The sequence below is a fragment of the Streptomyces solicavernae genome, from assembly GCF_029968095.1.
Classification (GTDB): Bacteria; Actinomycetota; Actinomycetes; order Streptomycetales; family Streptomycetaceae; genus Streptomyces; species Streptomyces solicavernae.
Genome location: NZ_JASCIR010000029.1, coordinates 1 through 18,788, shown reverse-complemented (window position 1 = coordinate 18,788; position 18,788 = coordinate 1). Strand labels below are relative to the sequence as shown.

The 18,788-nt window shown below is 70.1% G+C and carries 15 protein-coding genes and 1 pseudogene; 12 read left to right on the top strand and 4 right to left on the bottom strand.

The features are described from left to right. Positions 1-92: 92 nt before the first annotated feature. Positions 93-158: a helix-turn-helix domain-containing protein gene (locus tag QIS99_RS25545; protein ID WP_282516045.1), complete on the bottom strand. Its 66-nt coding sequence runs from the start codon at positions 156-158 to the stop codon at positions 93-95. 47 nt (positions 159-205) lie between these two features. On the opposite strand from QIS99_RS25545, the gene QIS99_RS25540 reads away from it, so the two are divergent. After that, entirely contained in the window at positions 206-421 is a 216-nt protein-coding gene (locus QIS99_RS25540) for a hypothetical protein (protein ID WP_282515994.1), read from the top strand. Between the two features lie 169 nt (positions 422-590). Here the strand turns inward: QIS99_RS25540 and QIS99_RS25535 are convergent, their stop codons facing one another. Further along, positions 591-1,397 carry a HalD/BesD family halogenase gene (locus QIS99_RS25535; protein ID WP_282515993.1) on the bottom strand — a complete coding sequence of 269 codons (807 nt, stop codon included), beginning with the start codon at positions 1,395-1,397 and terminating at the stop codon, positions 591-593. Between the two features lie 422 nt (positions 1,398-1,819). Then, a pseudogene (locus tag QIS99_RS25530) lies at positions 1,820-2,293 on the bottom strand (DNA polymerase III subunit alpha); the annotation flags it as partial. A 364-nt stretch (positions 2,294-2,657) separates the two neighbouring features. Here QIS99_RS25530 and QIS99_RS32395 point away from each other — a divergent pair. The 8 genes from QIS99_RS32395 (at position 2,658) to QIS99_RS25495 (ending at position 10,528) form a co-directional block, all read left to right on the top strand. Then, positions 2,658-2,993 carry a sigma factor gene (locus tag QIS99_RS32395; protein ID WP_408909633.1) on the top strand — a complete coding sequence of 112 codons (336 nt, stop codon included), beginning with the start codon at positions 2,658-2,660 and terminating at the stop codon, positions 2,991-2,993. Then, positions 2,905-3,330, top strand: a complete 426-nt coding sequence (locus QIS99_RS32390) for an FhaA domain-containing protein (protein ID WP_408909632.1) — start codon at positions 2,905-2,907, stop codon at positions 3,328-3,330. The genes QIS99_RS32395 and QIS99_RS32390 overlap by 89 nt, the downstream gene beginning before the upstream one ends. 723 nt (positions 3,331-4,053) lie before the next feature. Then, complete coding sequence (locus tag QIS99_RS25520) at positions 4,054-4,656, top strand: TetR/AcrR family transcriptional regulator (protein ID WP_282515992.1); 603 nt, start codon at positions 4,054-4,056, stop codon at positions 4,654-4,656. 138 nt (positions 4,657-4,794) lie between these two features. Continuing rightward, a complete protein-coding gene (locus QIS99_RS25515; RefSeq protein WP_282515991.1) occupies positions 4,795-5,718 on the top strand; it encodes a TauD/TfdA dioxygenase family protein in 924 nt (307 codons plus the stop codon). Positions 5,719-5,833: 115 nt separating this feature from the next. Next, complete coding sequence (locus tag QIS99_RS25510) at positions 5,834-7,147, top strand: MFS transporter (protein ID WP_282515990.1); 1,314 nt, start codon at positions 5,834-5,836, stop codon at positions 7,145-7,147. A 73-nt stretch (positions 7,148-7,220) separates the two neighbouring features. Then, positions 7,221-8,762: a long-chain-fatty-acid--CoA ligase gene (locus QIS99_RS25505; protein ID WP_282515989.1), complete on the top strand. Its 1,542-nt coding sequence runs from the start codon at positions 7,221-7,223 to the stop codon at positions 8,760-8,762. 31 nt (positions 8,763-8,793) lie between these two features. Continuing rightward, entirely contained in the window at positions 8,794-10,215 is a 1,422-nt protein-coding gene (locus QIS99_RS25500) for an aldehyde dehydrogenase family protein (RefSeq protein WP_282515988.1), read from the top strand. A 31-nt stretch (positions 10,216-10,246) separates the two neighbouring features. Further along, complete coding sequence (locus QIS99_RS25495) at positions 10,247-10,528, top strand: hypothetical protein (RefSeq protein ID WP_282515987.1); 282 nt, start codon at positions 10,247-10,249, stop codon at positions 10,526-10,528. Positions 10,529-11,507: 979 nt separating this feature from the next. Here QIS99_RS25495 and QIS99_RS25490 read toward each other — a convergent pair. After that, positions 11,508-13,379: a hypothetical protein gene (locus QIS99_RS25490; RefSeq protein ID WP_282515986.1), complete on the bottom strand. Its 1,872-nt coding sequence runs from the start codon at positions 13,377-13,379 to the stop codon at positions 11,508-11,510. 106 nt (positions 13,380-13,485) lie between these two features. Between QIS99_RS25490 and QIS99_RS25485 the strand changes: the two genes are divergently transcribed. Genes QIS99_RS25485 through QIS99_RS25475 form a run of 3 tightly spaced genes read left to right on the top strand, consistent with a single transcriptional unit; the run spans position 13,486 to position 18,520 of the window. After that, positions 13,486-16,974: a CHAT domain-containing protein gene (locus QIS99_RS25485; protein ID WP_282515985.1), complete on the top strand. Its 3,489-nt coding sequence runs from the start codon at positions 13,486-13,488 to the stop codon at positions 16,972-16,974. Continuing rightward, positions 16,971-17,546, top strand: a complete 576-nt coding sequence (locus tag QIS99_RS25480; protein WP_282515984.1) for a CBS domain-containing protein — start codon at positions 16,971-16,973, stop codon at positions 17,544-17,546. The genes QIS99_RS25485 and QIS99_RS25480 overlap by 4 nt, the downstream gene beginning before the upstream one ends. 2 nt (positions 17,547-17,548) lie before the next feature. Continuing rightward, positions 17,549-18,520 (top strand): hypothetical protein, encoded by a 972-nt coding sequence (locus tag QIS99_RS25475; RefSeq protein WP_282515983.1) that lies wholly within the window; start codon positions 17,549-17,551, stop codon positions 18,518-18,520. Positions 18,521-18,788 lie beyond the last annotated feature (268 nt).

The following is an 18,788-nucleotide window of genomic DNA, read 5'->3' as shown; positions in this document are numbered from 1 at the left end:
TGTCTCGCTGAGCCGGGTCGTTGGGTGCGGGGTCCGCCTCCAGTGCCGCGAGCGCGAGCCACAGCTCCATCCGGTCGGCCAGGCGGTCGAGGTCACGGCCCAGTGAACTGCTCGATCAGCCGCAGGCGGTAGCGCAGGCTGTTGCGGTGGAGGGTCAGCTCGTCGGCGGTCGCGCCGGGCGAGCAGTCGTGGGCGAGGTACGGACGTGAACGACCTGCCCGACCCCATCGGCCTTCTGCTCTGGTCCGAGGACCCCAGCGCCCAAACGGCCACCCTCGGTCGCCCTCGCGCGGCTCTGTGGCCGCGCACAGACCCCCACCCCGTCGAACAGCCCGACGCCGTCATCAAGCCCAGGCCGATCCGCATCCGGGCCCAGCAGCAGCCGCACACCATCCGCCTCGCACCCACCGCCCTCACCTGACCAGAACCGCACACCTACCGCCTCCGCCAGGGCAGGGCAGGGCAGGGCAGGGCAGGGCAGGGCAGGATCGCACCACGGTGTGAGCTGCCTTGCCACCTCCGCCCGGCAACGGGGCCTACGCAGACCCGGTCGTTGCCTGTGACCATGAGGGCTGCATGTTAAGGGCTGGCTACCACCGTCGGCCGAAGTACAGGCTCCGGGTGTATTCGTTGAGCTGTCCATCGGGCGCCGAGTTGTAGGACATGGTGGCGCTGATCCGCGGTGTTGCGCCCTCGACCGGGGTGACGCGGTGCATGGAGATCCTGCCGGAGTGCAGGACGAGCGTGCCGGGGACAGTGGGCAGGCCGTGGACCAGAGGGTGCCGCTCACCCCCGGCGATAGCACGCAGCGCAGCTTGGTCCTGTTCGGCCTGTGCGCGGGAGCGGGGCACGTACTCGAGTACGCCACCGCTCTCGGGCGCCAGGATATGCAGGACGATCGTGTACTGCGACACATCGAAGTGCCAGTCCTGCTCGTCACCGTCGTGATGCACGTGGACGGTCATGGCGCCCAGCGGATCTGCGGAGCGGTACACCGGTCCGCCCACGACCCGGCGGACGAACGCGAGCACCGGCTCGCTGCAGAAGAGCGCCTTGAGCGGTGAGGACTCGTCAATGCGGTCGTAGGCCAGGGTCGTCTTGGTGTGCTCGCGGCCCACTTGTGTGTGCACCGGGGCGTCGGGCTCGCCCGTGCCCAGGAACACGTCGTTGCTGCCGGTGAACCGGAAGCCGAGGCTCTCTGCGTCCTTGAGAGACCGTTTCGCCACCTGCCGGACCGCCTCCGGCCGGAGGAAGTCGTCCAGGACCACCAGACTGGTGTCGTTGAACGATGCCCGTGCCTCGTCAACCAGCGCTTGTCCGGCAGGGCCGTCCAGTTCCGAAACGGGATACTTCTCCAGATTGACCACGGGGGCCAGATTCGTAACGGCGTGTGTCATGAGAGCCTCCTCCAGCCGTTGGCGGAACGCCCGGCCTGTTCCATACCGGGGTCTCCTGACTGCTCCATGCAAGTACCGCAGCCCTCTGCGCCCCAGGCGTCCCCTCGTGCTCCGAACGGGTGACCAGGGTCGCCTCTGTCGCCGAATGCGCGACACCCCGCCAGTAACTGGCCTTGGAGGCCCCGCACAGACACCAGCCGCACAGTAGCGGGGGATCACGCGCTTGCCACCGTGGCGCCCTCCTCGTCGTGCTCGCGCAGCATCCGCATGACAGTGGCGGGTGAGAGGTGCTGGCCCATTCTTCACGCCGGCGGTGACGACGAGCCGCTTGGCGACACCGCACAGGCTCATCTCCTGGACGCGCAACTGGAGGGCCAAATCGGCCCGACACTCCCCTCCTGCCTGAACGGGTGAGACGCTCCGGCGGGGTGGTGGGCCTTGAGCCACGCGGACTGCACCGCGGGAACCGCGAAGGCGACCGCGTGCGCGCGGCAGAACCCGTACGCCCCGAACTCCCGGATGACGGCCCAGACTTCGGCGGTGACGGTGTCGGCGTAGCCGCGCTCGCGGCTCGTAGTGAGGAACCAGGTCTCGACCTTGGGGAGACGGTCGGGGTCGGCGAGGGCGCGGCGGGCGACGTCGGCGGCCGCGCGGTCGCAGCCGGTCATCGTGGACAGGATCGCCATGATCTGCTCGTGCCAGATCACCACCCCGGAGGTGTCGTCGAGGATGGGCTTGAGGTCGGGGTGGGGGTAGTGCGGTGGCTCGACGCCGTGTCGGGCGGCGATGAATTTCGCGAGCCTGCCGCCGGCGACGGGGCCCGGTCGGAAGAGGCTGATGTCGGCGATGACGTCCTGCATGTTCTGGGGCTGGAGGCGGGCGATGAGGTCCTGCTGGCGGAGCTTTGTCACGAGCGTTGGTGGGTAGCAACCTGTCCACGACGCACTCCCGGCCAGGGGGCGCCCTTCTCGTTTCGGGAGTGCCGACGGCGACCACGGTCTCCAGCAATCCCGGCCCCATGACCTGGTACGCGGACCCACATACCACCGGTCCGGACGCCGCTCGGGCGGACATGCCGGGCCTGCAGGGCCTCCCGCCCCTTCCCGACCCCAGAGCATCGACGGGCCCGATGCCCGCGCGCTGCCGAAGACGCTCTTCGCCCGCCTCGACGAGCTGGAGGAGGGCACACCGGAGCATTCCTACGTACGCAACTGCCTCGTCCAGCACAACCTCGCGCTCGTCCACCACGCCCTGGGGCGGATGAACGTGCGCAACGAGTCCTACGAGGGCGTGCTGCAGGTCGGCGCCATCGGGCTGATCAAGGCCATCGACCGGTTCCTGGTGCAGCGCGGCACCGAGTTCCCCACCTCCGCGATGCCGACCATCTTCGGCGAGATCAAGCGGTTCTACCGCGCCACCACCTGGTCCGTGCACGTCCCGCGCCGCCTGCAGGAACTGCGCATCGACCTGACCAAGGACACCGCCCAACTCGATCAGACCCACGGGCGTGTGGGAGACACTGATCCCACTGGCCTTGATCCTCGACCGGCAGCGCACCCTGGCACCCAACGCGTTCGTCGTCCAACTGCCACCTGACGCGCACCGCCAACTCATCTCCTGCAGCGGCCAGTTGGGAAGGCAACTGGCCAACCAGGTCCGAAGACACGCCGCGGAACAGGGATACATCTTCGCAGGCCCCGTGGTCGTCCACCTGGCCGGAACACCTGGCGCGGGCGTAGGCCGCTTCCGTATCCACAGCCGCATCGCTCCCCTCCAGCGTCGCACCGGGCGCCTGCAGTTCCCGCCCGCCGACAGGCGGCAGGCGGCATCGGTCGCGAAGGTCGAAAGGGCTGCACAATCACCGCGAGCACAAGTAACAGCGCCGCCCACTCGCAGCGGCTCGACCGCCCGCCAACACCGCCTCAGCAGGTGAACAGCACGTCGTCGTGGAGATACGGTTCGACGATGAGTCACGTGAAGGGAACTACTGAGCCCGAAGCCGTCGTGGCCCGTGGCAGGAACACCTGAGGGCCCCTTTCCCCGCTGCGACGTGGTGCGGAACTGGCAGGCATCGACATGGTCCTGCTCGACGCCGAGACCGCAGGGTGCGTGTCCGTCTGGTTGCACAACGGCGGTTCTCTCGACGTATGACGCGACAGGATCCTGCACATGTGCATCGCAGACCTGGACCGAATCCTGCCGTTGCTCAACGAGGCAGAGGGTCTCCCCTGTCACCAGCGCATCGTCGGCCGGCTCAACTCGTATCGGACACTGGCCGACAACCCACCAAATGAAGCGACCTCTCAGGGCTTTCCCGTAAATGATCTTTGGCCGGGAACTCACTCCGTCCGCGCGCGCGACGGTGCGGGATCACGCGTCCCGTGCCTCGGCAGCCGCCGTGGCACACTCGTCGCCCGGCCTCGGCGGAGAGCCATGGATACGGCAGCCAGGCGCCGTACGGGCGCGGTCCGGTGCGGCAGGGACGTGCCCCGACCACCCTGGCCGGGCCCGGCCGGCCGGAACACCCCCTCCGCGGCCTGGACTTGAGGCCGTGCCCGTGCTCCGCGGTCCCGCCGGTCGGTACACGCGGACTGCCCACGAGAGCACCGGCGCCCCGGCGTGGTTGGCATGCGGCGAAAGCCCATAGAGTCGGGGCATGGTCGAGAAGCAGGGTCGGGGCGAGGTACGGGGACCGGGGCGCCCGCGGGAGGAGCGGGTCACCCGGGCGGTGCTCGACGCTGTCGTCGCGCTGGTCGCGGAGCAGGGGATGAGCGCGGTCACGATGGACGCGGTGGCCCTGCGTGCGGAGGTGAGCAAGCCTGCCATCTACCGGCGCTGGCCCACCAAGCAGAACCTGATCATCGCGGCCGCCGAGTCGCGTATCGGCCCGCTGTCCGTCCCCGACCTGGGGGACTTCCGCGCCGAGCTGCGTGAGGTGCTCACCGCGCGTATGGAGGCATACCGCAGGCCTGGGACCGACCGCCTGATCGCCGGCGTCGTCGGCCTGGCGGCCGAGGCCGGAGCCGGGCGCAGCGCGTACGGGGCCTACACCGCCCGGGTCATGGGCGAGACCCGGCGCATCCTGGAGCGCGGCATCGACCGCGGGGAGGTACGGCCCGACACCGATATCGGGACCGCGGCGACCCTGGTGGCCGCGCCCCTGGTGTTCCGCCTGGTGAGCGAGCAGGAGCTGCCCGACAGGCGGCTGGTGGACGAGCTGGTCGAGCTGGTCGCCCGCGCTGTCGGCGTTCGGCCCTGAGCGTGGGACTCACTCCTGACCGGAGTCGGCTGCCTTAGACGGTCCTGAAATTTTCCGTGCACAGACCCTTGCTCCGACGCGGCGCAATATCGATACTCCCGTTAACGAAATTGGTTTCGTCACCGCGGAGGAGCCCTCATGGCAACGACCGTCGTCACCCCGAAGCCCGCCCTCGACAAGCCCCTGATGCACTACGGGCACCGTGTCCTGAACCGCACCGCTCCCGGCACCCGCAAGACCGAGTACCGGGTTCTGGACATCTCCCCGCTCACCCCTCACGTCGGTGCCGAGATCACCGGCCTCGACCTCTCGCAGCCGATCGGCGACGGCCTCGCCGACGAGCTGCGGCAGGCCCTGCTGGAGTGGAAGGTCATCTTCTTCCGCGGCCAGCACCGCTTCACCCCCGAGCACCATGTCGCGCTCGCCGGGGTCTGGGGCGAGCGGGAGGCGAACCCGTTCTTCCCCCAGGCCGACACCGCCGGTGTCTCCCGCCTGGCCAAGGACGCCGCGGTGATCGGCAACGAGAACATCTGGCACAGCGACCACTCCTTCATGGCCGCGCCCGCCCTGGGTTCCGTACTGCGCGCCATCGAGGTGCCCCCCGCCGGCGGCGACACGATGTGGGCGGACATGGAGGCCGCGTACGACAACCTCTCCGAGTCCCTGAAGGACCGGATCGAGGGACTCACCGCGGTGCACGACTGGGTGCCCAGCTGGGGGTCGACCATGACCGAGGACCAGATCGCCCCGCTGCGCGAGAACCTGCCGCCGGTGGAGCATCCGGTGGTCGTCCGCCACCCGCAGTCCGGGCGCAGGGTGCTCTACGTCAACGAGCCCTTCACGACGCGGATCGTCGGCCTGTCCGACACCGAGAGCCGCGAGCTGCTCGACGAGCTCGTCCTCCAGGCCCGCGTCCCCGAGTACCAGGTCCGCTTCCGCTGGCAGCCTGACTCCATCGCAATCTGGGACAACATCGCGGTCCAGCACTACGCGATCAACGACTACTTCCCGCAGCGACGCGTCATGGAGCGCATCGCGATCGCGGGCGTCCCCCTCTCCTGATCCGCTCCTCCGCCGCCCGCACCATGTGCGATGCCGGCCCCAGCACGCTCCTTGGAAGCAGGCCCGCTTCCACGTGCGTCCACCTCGTGACCGGCAATCCCTTTCGGAGGACCTCGTGACCGCCGCCGGAACCGCGCCCAGACGGTTCGACAAGACCTCACCGGCAGGCCGGGGCGTCGGTGCCCGCGCCTGGACCGTCACCGCCCTGCTCGTGGTCTTCATGATGGTCAACTTCGCGGACAAGTCCGTGCTCGGCCTCGCGGCCGAGCAGATCCGCACGGACATGGGCCTGTCGGCCACCGACTTCGGACTCGCCAACAGCGCCTTCTTCCTGCTCTTCTCCGTCGCCGGCGCCGCGGTAGGGCTGCTCGCCGACCGCGTACGACCGAAGTGGCTCCTCCTCGCCATGGCCCTGCTCTGGTCGGTCGCGCAGACACCGGCAGCCCTGGGCGGCGGTCTGGCCGTGCTGATCGGGTCACGCGTCATGCTGGGCGCGGCAGAAGGTCCCGCCTTCCCCGTCGCCCAGCAGGCCGCGATGTCCTGGTTCCCCAACCATCGGCGCAACCTCCCCGGCGCCCTGGTCACCCTCGGCGTCACCCTGGGCGTGATCACCGCCGCACCCGGCCTGACCTGGGTCATCAACCACCACGGCTGGCGTGCCGCGCTCTGGGTGCTGGCCGCCATCGGGGTGCTGTGGGCCGTCGTCTGGGCCCTGCTGGGCGCCGACGGACCGTACCGGGCCGACACCCCAGAGACACCGTCCTGCACAGGGCCCGTCTCCGACGGCGCTGCGGCCAGGCCCGCCTACCGGCGGATCCTGGGCACCCGCACCTGGCTGGGCACCACCACCGCGTACTTCACCAGCTACTGGACCATAGCGCTGATGCTCGCCTGGCTGCCCTCCTATCTGCGCGGCGGACTGGGCCACTCCGCAAGCGCCTCCGCCTACATCGTGGCCCTCACCTGGGTGCTGGGCGGGCTCGCGCTGCTCGGCCAGGCGGCCCTCACCGGATGGCTCATGCGCCGCGGCGTCAGCAGCCGTTGGGCGCGCGGCAGGGTGGGCGGCGGTCTGCTGTTCGTCGGTGCGGCTGCCTGCCTGGCCGTACCCCTGGTGGACGGTGCGGCGGCGAAGACCGCGCTCCTTGCCGTCGGACTCGGCCTGGGCGGATCCTTCGCGGCCGTCGCGGTCACCACCATCACCGAGCTGGCCCCGCCAGCCCGGCGCGGCGGCGCCCTCGGCACGATGAACGCCACCGTCACCACCGCGGGCCTCATCGCCCCCGCCGTCGTCGGACACCTGCTCGACACCCAGGGCGGGACGGGTTACCAGAGCGCCATCGTGCTCTCCGGAGCCCTCCTGCTGCTGGGCGCCCTCGCGGCCCTCACCCTTGTCGACCCGGCCCGCGACGCCGCCCGCGCCGGCGCCTGACACACCGGCATCCCGCCGACGGCGAGACGCGTCGGCCGCTCCTGTCCCACATCCGACCGAAGGACAATGACAGATGCTCAACCTGGCCATGCTGCTTGAGGATTCCGCGCGGGAGCAGCCGTCTCGCGAGGCGGTCGTGTGCGGGGAAACACGGATGACCTACGCAGCGGTGGAAGCGGCTGCCAATCAAGTGGCGAATCTGCTGGTCCAGTCCGGTATCGAGCCGGGCGACAGGGTCGCGCTCGCCTGCCCCAACGTGCCGTACTTCCCGATCGTCTACTACGGCATCCTCAAGGCGGGCGGCGTCGTCGTACCGCTCAACGTCCTGCTCAAGTCTCGTGAGATTGCCTACCACTTGGAGGACTCGCGGGCGAAGGCGTTCCTCTGCTTCGAAGGCGGCGAGCAGCTCCGGCTCGGGGACGAAGGCTGGGCCGGCTTCCAGGCGGCGGAGAAGTGCGAGCACTTCTTCCTCCTGACCGCGGATCCCGCAGGCCCCTCGCGGATCGCTGGCGCGCGGACGCTCGGTGCCGCGCTGGAGGGACGACCGACGACGTTCGAGACAGTGCCGACCAAGCCGCAGGACACCGCGGTCATCCTCTACACCAGCGGCACCACCGGGCAGCCCAAGGGCGCCGAGCTCAGCCACGTGAACATGCTGCTCAACGCCCGGCTCTACGACTCCATGTACGAGCGGCACCCGCACGACGTACACCTCATCACCCTGCCGCTGTTCCACAGCTTCGCCCAGACCACGCAGCTGAACACCGGCTTCTACTCCCGCGCGACGCTGGTCCTGCTCCCCCGCTTCTCCGCGGCCGACGTGCTGACGCTGACGCAACGCGAGCAGGTCACCTTCTTCGCGGGCGTCCCGACGATGTACTGGGAACTGCTCAACGCCGACACCGACGGCATCGACCTCGACGCCGTCCGCGCAACGCTCCGGGTGGCCGTGTCGGGCGGCGCCCCGCTGCCGCTGGAGGTACTGCGCGGCTTCACCGAGAAGTTCGGTGTGCAGATCCTGGAGGGTTACGGCCTCTCGGAGACCTGCCCCACCGCCACCTTCAACCGCCAGGACCGACCCGTCCGGCCGGGCTCGATCGGCCTGCCTGTATGGGGCGTCCAAGTCCGGGTCGTCGACGAGGACGGCCGGGAGGTACCCGTCGGCGAGCCGGGTGAGCTGGTCATCAGGGGCCACAACGTCATGAAGGGCTACTTCGGACGCCCTGTGGAGACAGCCAAGGCGCTGCGGGACGGCTGGTTCCGCACCGGCGACATCGGCCGCCGCGACGAGGACGGCTACCTCTACATCGTCGACCGGGTCAAGGACCTCATCATCCGCGGCGGCTTCAACGTCTACCCGCGCGAGGTCGAGGAAGCCCTCATGGCCCACCCCGCGGTCAGCCTGGCCGCCGTCGTCGGCGTACCGCACGACCGCCACGGCGAGGAGGTCAAGGCCTTCGTGATCCCCACACCGGACAGCACGGTCACCGAGGACGAGCTGGTGGCCTGGAGCAAGGCGACCATGGCCGGCCACAAGTACCCCCGGCTCGTGGAATTCCGCGAAGCCCTGCCGCTCGGTCCCACCGGAAAGATCCTCAAGCGCGAGCTGGCCTGACGCCGTCCCGACTCCCAAGGAGAGCAAACCGATGAACCACCGCAGCAAGATCTACGTCGACGGGGCCTGGTACCCGTCCACCGGCAGCGAGACCACACAAGTTGTCAACGCCGCGACCGAACAGATCACGGGCAGCACCCCCGCCGCCACCGCCGAGGACGTCGACCGCGCGGTGAGCGCAGCCCGACGGGCCTTCGAGGACTGGTCGCAGACCCCCGCCGAACAGCGTGCGAAGCTGCTCGACCGCGCCGTCGAGGCGCTCCTCGACCGTCAGACCGAGCTGGCCACCCTGATCAGCCAAGAGGTCGGCATGCCCTACCTCCACAGCAACCTCATCCAAGTCGGCCTGCCCGTCATGTCGTTCGCCACAGCCGCCGAACTCGCCCGCTCCTACGCCTTCACCGAACAGCTGCACAACTCCCTCGTCGTACGCGAACCGATCGGCGTGGTCGGCGCCATCACCCCGTGGAACTACCCGCTGCACCAGATCGCCGCGAAGGTCGCCCCGGCCCTGGCCGCCGGCTGCACCGTCGTCCTCAAACCCAGCGAGGCAGCACCCCTCAACGCCTTCGTCCTCGCCGACATACTCCACGAAGTCGGCCTGCCCGATGGGGTGTTCAACCTCGTAAGCGGCACGGGCGCCGTCGTCGGCGAAGCCATCACCGCGCACCCGGACGTCGACATGGTGTCCTTCACCGGGTCGACACGGGCCGGGCGCCGGGTCGCGGAACTCGCAGCCGCCACGGTCAAGCGGGTCGCCCTCGAACTGGGCGGAAAGTCCCCGCTCGTCGTCCTGGACGACGCCGACCTCACCACCGCCGTGACCCGCGGCGTGACGGCCTGCTTCCTCAACACCGGACAGACCTGCTCCGCACTGACCCGGCTGATCGTGCCCCGCGCCCGCCTTGCGGAGGCCGAGCAGATCGCCAAGACCATCGCCGAGGCCATCCCGGTCGGCGACCCGTTCGAGCCCGGCACCGTTCTCGGCCCGGTCATCTCCGACCGGCAGCGCGAGACCGTGCGCGACTACATACGCCGCGGCATCGCAGAGGGCGCCCGGCTGGTGACCGGCGGAACGGAACCGCCCGAGGGCCTCGACGCCGGCTACTACGTACAACCCACCGTCTTCTCCGACACCACCCGCGACATGGCCATCGTCCAGGAAGAGATCTTCGGCCCGGTACTCGTCATCCAGGCGTACGACGACGAGGACGACGCGATCCGCATCGCCAACGACACCTCTTACGGACTCAACGCCGGCGTGTTCTCCGCCGACCTCGACCGCGCCCAGCGCGTCGCGCGCCGCATCCGCAGCGGCCAGGTCGAGATCAACGGCGCCCCCTGGAACCACCACGCCCCCTTCGGCGGCTACAAGCAGTCCGGCGCCGGACGCGAACTCGGAACCCACGGTCTCGAGGAGTTCCTTGAGACCAAGGCCATCCAACTGCCCTGACCGCTTTCCCGATCCCAGAGGCGATATCCAGATGAGCACTTCACTCACCGACATACAGCGGGCCGGCATCGCGGCGCTGGCCACCACGCTGGGCGCGGCCGACGATGCCGCCGCACAATCCGCAGCCGCCCTGCCTCAACTCCCCGACCACCAGCGGACCGGTCTGCTCCAACTGCTCGACGCCATGGAGTCCCTGGGCCTGCGGCACCAGCCGCCCCACCTCCGTCGGATCCTCGTCCGCATCATCGAGAACACCTCCCCCGAGACCAAGGCCGGCATGGACGGCTGGCGCCACCTGACCGGCGCTCCGTAAAGGCCTGCCGTCCTCGTCGACGTGACCGGTGCGCTCGCCGCTCTCCTCGGCATCTCCCCGGCGAGCGCGGTGCCGCCGGCCCGCCCACGCAACTCCGTCCACCTGCCTCACCACAGCCGCCGTGTTGCGGTGCGCTCCCGCCTTGGCCGCGGCGATCACGCGATTGGCCGTGCGGGCGACGAGGACGGTGATCCGCGTCCCTACGTCCCTGGCTGCGGCGTTCCGCGCTGGATCCCCCCGATGCCGGTCACCAGAGTGGGCCCCAGACGCTGTGCGGCCGAAGCCGGCCTGGTTCGTTCGCCGGGCGGAGGCGGGGCGCGCCCGGGAGCGCCGCCGACGGGCCTTCGGAACAGCGGCCGTACTGGACGTGGTCGAACCGGACATGACCGTTCCCGCCTTCCGGTCGGACGACATGTTGTTGCGCTGCCGGTCGGGGGCTTGCTGTCGCACCAGTGCGAGGATCTCGTTCTCGAGCTCCTTCGCCTCGGCCTGCAGGACTTGGATGCGCTGAGCGGTTGACCGCATGGCCCGCGTCGTCATCCGGTGCTTGAGGGCCTGGGCCGGACGGTCACCGACGGCGGCTGCGGTGAGGGTGTCGCGGTGGGTGTCGACGCCGATGACGCCGTCGACTTGTTCTGAGGCCGGCAGTGCGGCAACATCCTCCCAGCCCTCCCACGCCCCCGATCGTCCGGAAGGCCGGCCGTGACGCCGAGACGGGCCTCGCATGCCACGCAATGATCAAGTGGAGCAGCACGACAAATGGGCGGGCGGAGAGCGATGACGTTCACCTTCCCGTGTAGAGAACTCACGAACTTCTGACGATCAACTTCGTGCGCTCTTGCGAAGTACCCGGGTCGATGAACGAGATCCTGGCTGGCGAGGCAAGCAGCGCGCAGGCGATGTTGGGCACGGCGGCCTGGGAGGATCCGCGTTCCGCCGGGGCGCAGACAGCGGCCGCGCTGTCCATCCGCCATATGAGTCAATGCGTGCTCGGGTGGGTGCCGCCGAGTGCACGATCGAGGTGCAGTTCGGCCGTGATCATGGCGCTTCGAGCGCCCTCCGCGAACGAGGGAAAGGCGATCCTCTCGGCAGCGAAGGCCTTGCGGAAGTCAACAATGGTGCGTGCGGGGATGGCTCTTGCCGCGGTCAGCAGAGCGCGGGCGGCTGTGGTGCGGTGAGTGCGATGGGCCGAGGCCGCCCGGCTGATGAGGAGCAGTCGGCGGACGGCCGGCGGCAGGTCCCCCGGGATGACCGAGAGCAGGGCCGCTGCGGTCTCGTGCTGTCCGACGTCGGACAGCCGGTCGGCGGCGAAGATCCGTACGACGGCGGCGTGGGACGGGGCGTCGATCGCTGTGTAGTGGTCGGCGGCCTGGTTCGCCGCGGCCACGATGCCCTCGAAGTCGTGCAGGTACTGCGCCACGTTGCTGCGGTGGCACGCGACGTCGGCGCGGGCTGTCTGCTGTGCTCGGTGCAGGCTGGTTGCCCGTATCGACGGAAAGCAGGCGTCCACCCGGTCCAGGATCTGGTCCGCCAGCTTGAGGAGCCCGGTGACGGACGAGTGGTCGAGTCTCACGCGCTCACCCCAGACCAGATGCCAGTACACGCCCGCGGTGGCGACCGAGGATTCGGCACTGAGCTGGGCCAGAACCGCCGTCATCCGCGGCAGTGAGTAGTCCCAGGGGCGAGGTATCAGCCACCACCTGCGTCGGTAGAACGTGTCGGACACCCATTGGTCGAGCAGTCGCTCCCGCCCACCGGACGGCGCCTTCAGCAAGAGCATCACGTCCGCGATGTGCCGGTTGCCGGTAGTTGCATGGACCGCGGTCAACGCCCCGCGGAAGAACCCGATGGCGAGAGCCAGGGCTGAGGCCTCCATCAGTTTCCGCGTCGGGTGGAACACGCCGCCGACAAGGAAGGGGAAGGCCGCGGCCACCAGAATGAGCTGGTGGGCGCCGAAGAGGAACCGCGTAGAACGAGTGAGCAGCCAGGAGCGTCGTCTCCCGTCGAAGCGCGGCTCGGCCAGCGGGTGAACCATCGCCAGGACGAAGGCGAACAGAGCCACCCACCACTGGTCGACCGATGGATGGGACGACCACCACCGCGCCACCAGCTCGCCGAGCGGCCCGGCGGCCACTACGAGAAGCACCAGGAACACGCCGGTGTCGGTGATGCGGGCCAGGCGGCGATGCGGCATCAGCAAGGGCCGTCGGGCCCGGTCATAGGCGAGAAGCATGGCCCACAGGAGCAGCCCGCCGCCGATCCTCGCGCTCAGCTCCCCGTCTCCGGGAATCAGGAACACCAGCAGCAGAGGGACGACGCAGACCAGTCTGGCCGTCACTGCCCAGAACACGTCGGACGGGCCCGGAAGGGCGGGAGTCATCCCACCCGGCAGTTCCCGGACCATGCCGCGGGATGGTTGGAACAGTCCTGTCTGCAACAACGGATCCAAGCGGGGCGGGATTTCCGGCTTGTGGCGAACGGTGCGCAATGCCGCGCCGACCAGGAGGGGCGAGACGACCCAGGCGAGGGTGCTCGTCCCGCCACCGTCCAGGGCGAACACCGCGGCGGCGGCCAGCCCCGTGGTGGCCATACCCGCAAGTCCCGCGACCAGACCGGCCGCGAGCGGGATCAGCGCCGACTGCCGGGCGAGTGAGGTCACCAGATCGTCGAACCGTCCGGAGAGCGGCACCAGGGCGACCGCGAGGACCAGGTCGGCTCCGAGGAGGAACCGTCCACGTGGAGTCCCTGTTCGTGCCTCGCGCCACCGCAGCAGTGCGAAGACGAGGCCGGTGCCCACCAACAACGCCCGAATGAACTCGGACGGGTCCGAGCCGGCGCTCTCGATGATCACGTCAGCCTCCGCCGCCGCCCTCCGCGTCATCCGATCCTCAGCAACGTACCGGCCTCATTGTGAAGTTGACAGACCGTCGGGGATGATGAGCGGCGTGGGACGCGGCGTGCGACACCTTCTGGGACTGCCTGCGGGCGTGCTGCTCGGCTTCACGGGCTGGGCCGAGACATTCCAGGGCGACGTGACGGGACGCGTCCTGTTCGTCGTCTCCGCCGTCATGGCGGGTTTGTGGGCACCCACGTTCGCTCTCGGGTACGCCGTGGTCGCCGTGGTCCGGCACTCCGTCCCGATGGGGTGGGAGTGGTGGGTGTATCCGGCGGCCGGTGCGTTCGCCGCGCACCTGCTGGGGACCAGCGCCCCGGGGTTGCGGGTGTCGCGGTGGTTCGCCTACGAGCGCCGTCTGAAGGCCGCGCTGTCCGGCGAGACGGGCCGGCCCGTGGAGGCATGGGGCCGACTGGTGTCGGCGGTGTCGTGGCTGCTGGTCTGGACGCCGCTGGTGACAGCGGTGTCTGTGGTCGTCCTCGACCGGCCGACTCCCCGGATATCCCCTGCGCACGCACTGTTCGTGGGGGTATTGGCGACGGCGGTGTGCTGGGCCGGCCGAGCCGGTACCCGGCGGATGAGCCGCTACGACCGGCGTCGGTATCTGACGACGGACATCGTCATCCACGTGGGCATCCTCCTGGTGGTGGTCGCAGGTGATCGCCACGCCCTGCCCGACGACTGGTCCGAGTTCTCCGCCACCCTCGTCGCGATGGTGGCGACCCAGGTGATGGTCACCATCGTGCTCGGCTTTCCGGTCCGGTCGGCCTGGCCATGGGCCCAGATCGTCGGCAGTTTCGCCAACGGCACGGTGCTGGCCTACGGCTACCTGGTGCAGCCTTCGAACACGGCATGGCTGGTATCCATCGTGACCTCGGTGTCCGCACTGGTGGAGCTGGGCCGCCGGATTCCCGCGGACGCCTCGCCGCTGTGGTGGACCAGAGTGCTGTCCGCCCAGAACTTCCACCGGGACAACACCTCCTACGACGCCCACGTCGCCGAAGCCTGGCTGAACGACGAGGTGCGCGGGCCGACCGGGCTGGCGCTGCCGAACACCATGGCCGCGCTGGCCGTCGTATGCCTGACGGGGCAGTACGGGAAATACCGTTGGCCGGAGTACGCGCAACGCCGCTGGCCCCCGGCGGACGCGGCCGTCGCCGAAGGGAATGCCTGGCTGGACGCGGCCGAGGAACTGGTCGACGCGGCCGAGCCGTACGCGGCGGCGGACGTGGTCGCACGGGCGCGGGCCAACTGCTCCTTCAGCAAGGGGCAGGTGCTGGAGGCCGAGGCGGACTGGACGGGAGCCGAGGCCTGCTATCGCACGGCGACGGCCGCGTTCACCGACGCGGGGCTGCCGGACTTCGCCGCCCTCGTGCGGCTGTACCGCGCCCGCGTCCTGGCCGAACGGCTGGACCGCATCGGCGAGGCCGCGGCCGAACGCAGGGCCCTCGCCGGTGATACGGGGCTGCTGACACCGACCCGCCGGTGGGCGGGCGCGACGCTGTGCACGGCGGACGAACAGGAGTACCGGAGACAGGAACGAGCCGCCGACCGGCCCCCGATCATCGATCTCCACAGTGCGCACCCGCCCTGGTCTCCGCTGGTGGGCGGCCCGCCACCGTCCCCCGAACCGGCCGGGGACGACGCACCCGGCCCGTCCCGGATGCCGGGCGACGGTCCCGCCCGGCGGCTGGTCGAGCGCGGCATGGAACGCTGGCGGCGGGGGCGGCGCTCCGAGGCCGCCCAGGATCTACGCGCAGCCGCCAAGCTGCTGGAAGCCAACTCCCAGCAGCTGATGGCCATGGACATCCTGATGGAACTGGCCCGGGTGCAGACGAAGGACGCCCCGCAGGCCGCGTTCGACACACTGGGCGACGCACTAGGGCTGCGGGAACGCTTCCGCGACGAGGTCGTCGACGAGCAGCTGCGCCTGCGGATCAACGGCTGGTTCGAAGATCTGCACACGCGGCAGATCGCCCTGCTGGCCACCGCGTCCGGTGCGGGGTGGCCCGAGCGACCCGCGAGGGCCGTGTTCGACCTGGCCGAGCGATCCCGGTCCCGGCTCCTCCTCGAACAGCTCGGGGACACCACGGTGCTGCGCGCCGATGCCGTCCCGGCCGAACTGGTGAGCCGCGAACGTGATCAGCTGGCCCAGGTGCGGCGCCGACGCGCGGCCATGGGCACACCCGGCGAGCGGATCCAGGCGCTGGAGGCGTTCCGTGCCGCCCGTGACCGACTGGCGCGAACCTGGCGGGAGATGGCCGCCACCGGCGCGCACGGCGCCGAGTACGCCCAGCTGCGCCGTGGCGACCCGCTGAGCTTCCCAGAAGTGGAGCCGCTGCTCGGACAGGCGCTGCTGGCCGAGTACCACGTGACCGAGGACGCCGTCGTGCTCCTGCTGGCCCGGTCGGGTGCCGTCGAGCCGACGCTGGTGCGGATACCGATCGGCCGCCCCGCACTGGCACGCGCGCTGGGCGACCGGTACGACGCGGCCCACACCGCCGGACCGTACGACGGAAACCCGCTGAGCCCGCTGGTCGAGCCGCTGGTGCGACACAGCGCGCCGGGGCAGGTGATCTGGATCGTGCCGCATGACCTGCTGCACGGTGTGCCTCTGCACGCGGTCGACGCCGAAGGGGGGCCACTGGTGGAGCGCAACCCCGTCTGCTACACCTCCGCCGCCACCGTGATGCGCTACTGCCAGGCGAAGCACCGGCCCACGGCCCGCACTTCGGTGGTGCTGGCCGACTCCCGTGCCGAGCGGCCGCTGGCCCACTCCCGCGCCCAGAGCAGCCTGGTGTGCACGCTGCTCGACCGTCCCCGACGGCTGGTGGGCCCGGACGCGACCGTCGCCGGGATGACCGCGGCCGCCCGCGGTGGCGTCTCGGTGCTCCACATCGCCTGCCACGGCGAGTTCGACGCCGAGCAGCCCGAACGATCCCGGGTGCTGCTCGCGCAGGACGGAAAGGACGACGGTCAGCTGACCGCCGAACGCGTCCTGGGATTGGCGCTCCCGGCCGACCTGGTCACCCTGAGCGCCTGCCGGAGCGGGCTCGCACACCGCAGGCCGGGCGACGAACTGTTCGGCCTGACCAGGGCCCTGATCTACGCGGGCGCCTCAGCCGTGCTGGTCAGCCTGTGGGCGGTGGACGAGGTGGCCACCGGGCTGCTGATGTACTCCTTCTACCGGGCGAGGAAAGCGGGGATGGGCAAGGCGGCGGCGCTGCGCACGGCCCAGCTCGCGGTTCGGGACGCCACACTCGACGACGTCGTCGCCTACTGCACCCGGGTCGGAGGCGAACACCGTGTGCTCGCCCGGGAGTTGGCCGACGCCCGGTTCCGCGCGAGAGACTTCGCCGCAGCAGCCGATGGCTACGCGGAGCTGCTCGACACCTCCGAGGGCGACCCCCAGGACGACCGGGAGCTCCAGGCCGCCCACGCCAGAGCCGCACTGGCGCTGCGCGGCCATGCCGACGGGCCCGACTACACCAGGAGGATCTATGCCCACCCCCGTCACTGGGCCGGATTCGTGCTGATCGGAGACTGGAATTGAGGCCCACGGATCCGCTCGCACAGCACGCCGACCATGACATAGCCGTCCTGCCCGCCGACCTCACCCCGGCCGACGCGAAAGCACTGCTGACGGGAACCGGAGTGGTCGTCGCCGACGACGGCGGTGTGCTTGGCACAGTGACGGCCGCCGACCTGGCCGACGCCGACGCCGACGCCGAGATCCTGGCCGACTTGCGGGGGCTGCCCTCGGTGATCGCGGTGGACGCCGACCTCACCCTCGTCGACCTGATCAACTCTCCCGCCGTCACTCTCCTGCTGCTGGGAATCCCGCGCCTGGTGCTCCTGCGTGCGCGCACGCCGGTCGCCGTGCTCGCGGTGTCGCGCCTGACGGACTACCTCGCCTCGGGCGAACACCCGCTGCCCGACAACGAGATGGGCCCGATGGGCGCCTCCGCCGACAGCGCGCTGCCCGGCCGTGTGCGGCTGCCCAGAGCACAGGTGGCCTGTGCGGAGTGCGGCCACCGCAATGCGCTCGACCACTGGAATCCGCGCAGGCCGCCGCGGTGCGCAAATCCCGAAGGCCCTGCGCACGACCTCACGCTGGAGGGCTGAACGTGCTCACCGCCGTCGTCAGGGAGACCAGCAGCCTGTTCGACCGCCGCTTCCTTCTCAATGCCCTTCTGCCGGTCCTCATCACCCTGAGCCTGCTCACCGGGGTGGTCATCAGCACGCTGACCGATCCGGCCAGGATGTGGCGCGAGTGGAACAACCTCGACGCCACGCTGCGGGTGCTGGCCGGCACCGGCGCGGTCGTTGTCTCCGTGGTGCTCGCGGCCGTGGTGTCCGGACGCTCACAGTCACTCATCCGCTGTTACGAGGGACTGTGGCCCGGGCGGCTCGGCGACGCCGTGATGCTGCCCGGCCGCCGCTGGCACCGCAGGCGGGCTCGCCGTCTGGGCTTCGATCGAGCAGTCTCGGACTATCCGGCGGACATGAGGGACATCATGCCCACCCGCTTGGGCAACATCCTGCGAGCCGCCGAGAGCTACCCGCACGAACGCTACGGCCTGGACGCTGTGGTCACCTGGCCGCGGTTGTTCCCGCTGCTCCCGGAGGGACTCGCCGCCGCCCTGGTGGCGGCCCGCGCCGAGATCGAGTTCCATGTGACGATCTCCGCTCTGGCATCGCTCGTCGCAGTCGGCGCCGGCGGGTGGCTGGCCGCGGTCAACGGTCCGGCGTGGCTGTTCCTCACCTGCTACTGGGCCGGTGCCGCCACCGCCTGGCTCACCTACCGCGGCGCGCTGGCGCCGGCCCGTTTGTACGGTGAACATGTGCGGGTCGCCTTCGACCTGTACCGGCAGGAACTGCTGACCCACCTGGGCATCGAGGGCGATGAGCGAGATCAGTGGGCGCGGCTCAACCACTTCTGGTACCGCAACATCCCCATGGAAACGCCGCTCCTGCCGCACCCCGATGGCCCAGAGGACGACGTACCGGAAGAACCGTCCTGGCCGGCATTTCCACCACAACTGCCCACCTGGTCGTTGATCATCTTGAGTGGACTCCTGGTGGTGTGGCTGCGGTGAGTCAAGGCTGCGACACGCTGGAAGGCCGTGCGTGACCCGAGCAACTCGGTGGCGGCACAACGGAGCTGTGCCGCAGGCCCTCGGCCAGGTGGTGAGGGCCGCGCGCCGGCCAGATGGGCAGCTCCCCGCATTGGTTGCTGGAGGTCTGGGTGGACGGCCGGTTCCGCGCAGCATCACGCCGACCCTCTCTGCAGAGCATCGCACAGATCTTAAGAAGGCACGCCAGAAGCGGAGTGTGATCATGCAGCTCCGACTTCGTCCGACACCG

What these genes read in the sequence shown, in the direction of transcription:
- QIS99_RS25535 (WP_282515993.1), bottom strand. Translation starts at nt 1,397, where the DNA reads ATGACACACGCCGTTACGAATCTGGCCCCCGTGGTCAATCTGGAGAAG.
- QIS99_RS32395 (WP_408909633.1), top strand. Translation starts at nt 2,658, where the DNA reads ATGAACGTGCGCAACGAGTCCTACGAGGGCGTGCTGCAGGTCGGCGCC.
- QIS99_RS25520 (WP_282515992.1), top strand. Translation starts at nt 4,054, where the DNA reads ATGGTCGAGAAGCAGGGTCGGGGCGAGGTACGGGGACCGGGGCGCCCG.
- QIS99_RS25515 (WP_282515991.1), top strand. Translation starts at nt 4,795, where the DNA reads ATGGCAACGACCGTCGTCACCCCGAAGCCCGCCCTCGACAAGCCCCTG.
- QIS99_RS25505 (WP_282515989.1), top strand. Translation starts at nt 7,221, where the DNA reads ATGCTCAACCTGGCCATGCTGCTTGAGGATTCCGCGCGGGAGCAGCCG.
- QIS99_RS25500 (WP_282515988.1), top strand. Translation starts at nt 8,794, where the DNA reads ATGAACCACCGCAGCAAGATCTACGTCGACGGGGCCTGGTACCCGTCC.
- QIS99_RS25495 (WP_282515987.1), top strand. Translation starts at nt 10,247, where the DNA reads ATGAGCACTTCACTCACCGACATACAGCGGGCCGGCATCGCGGCGCTG.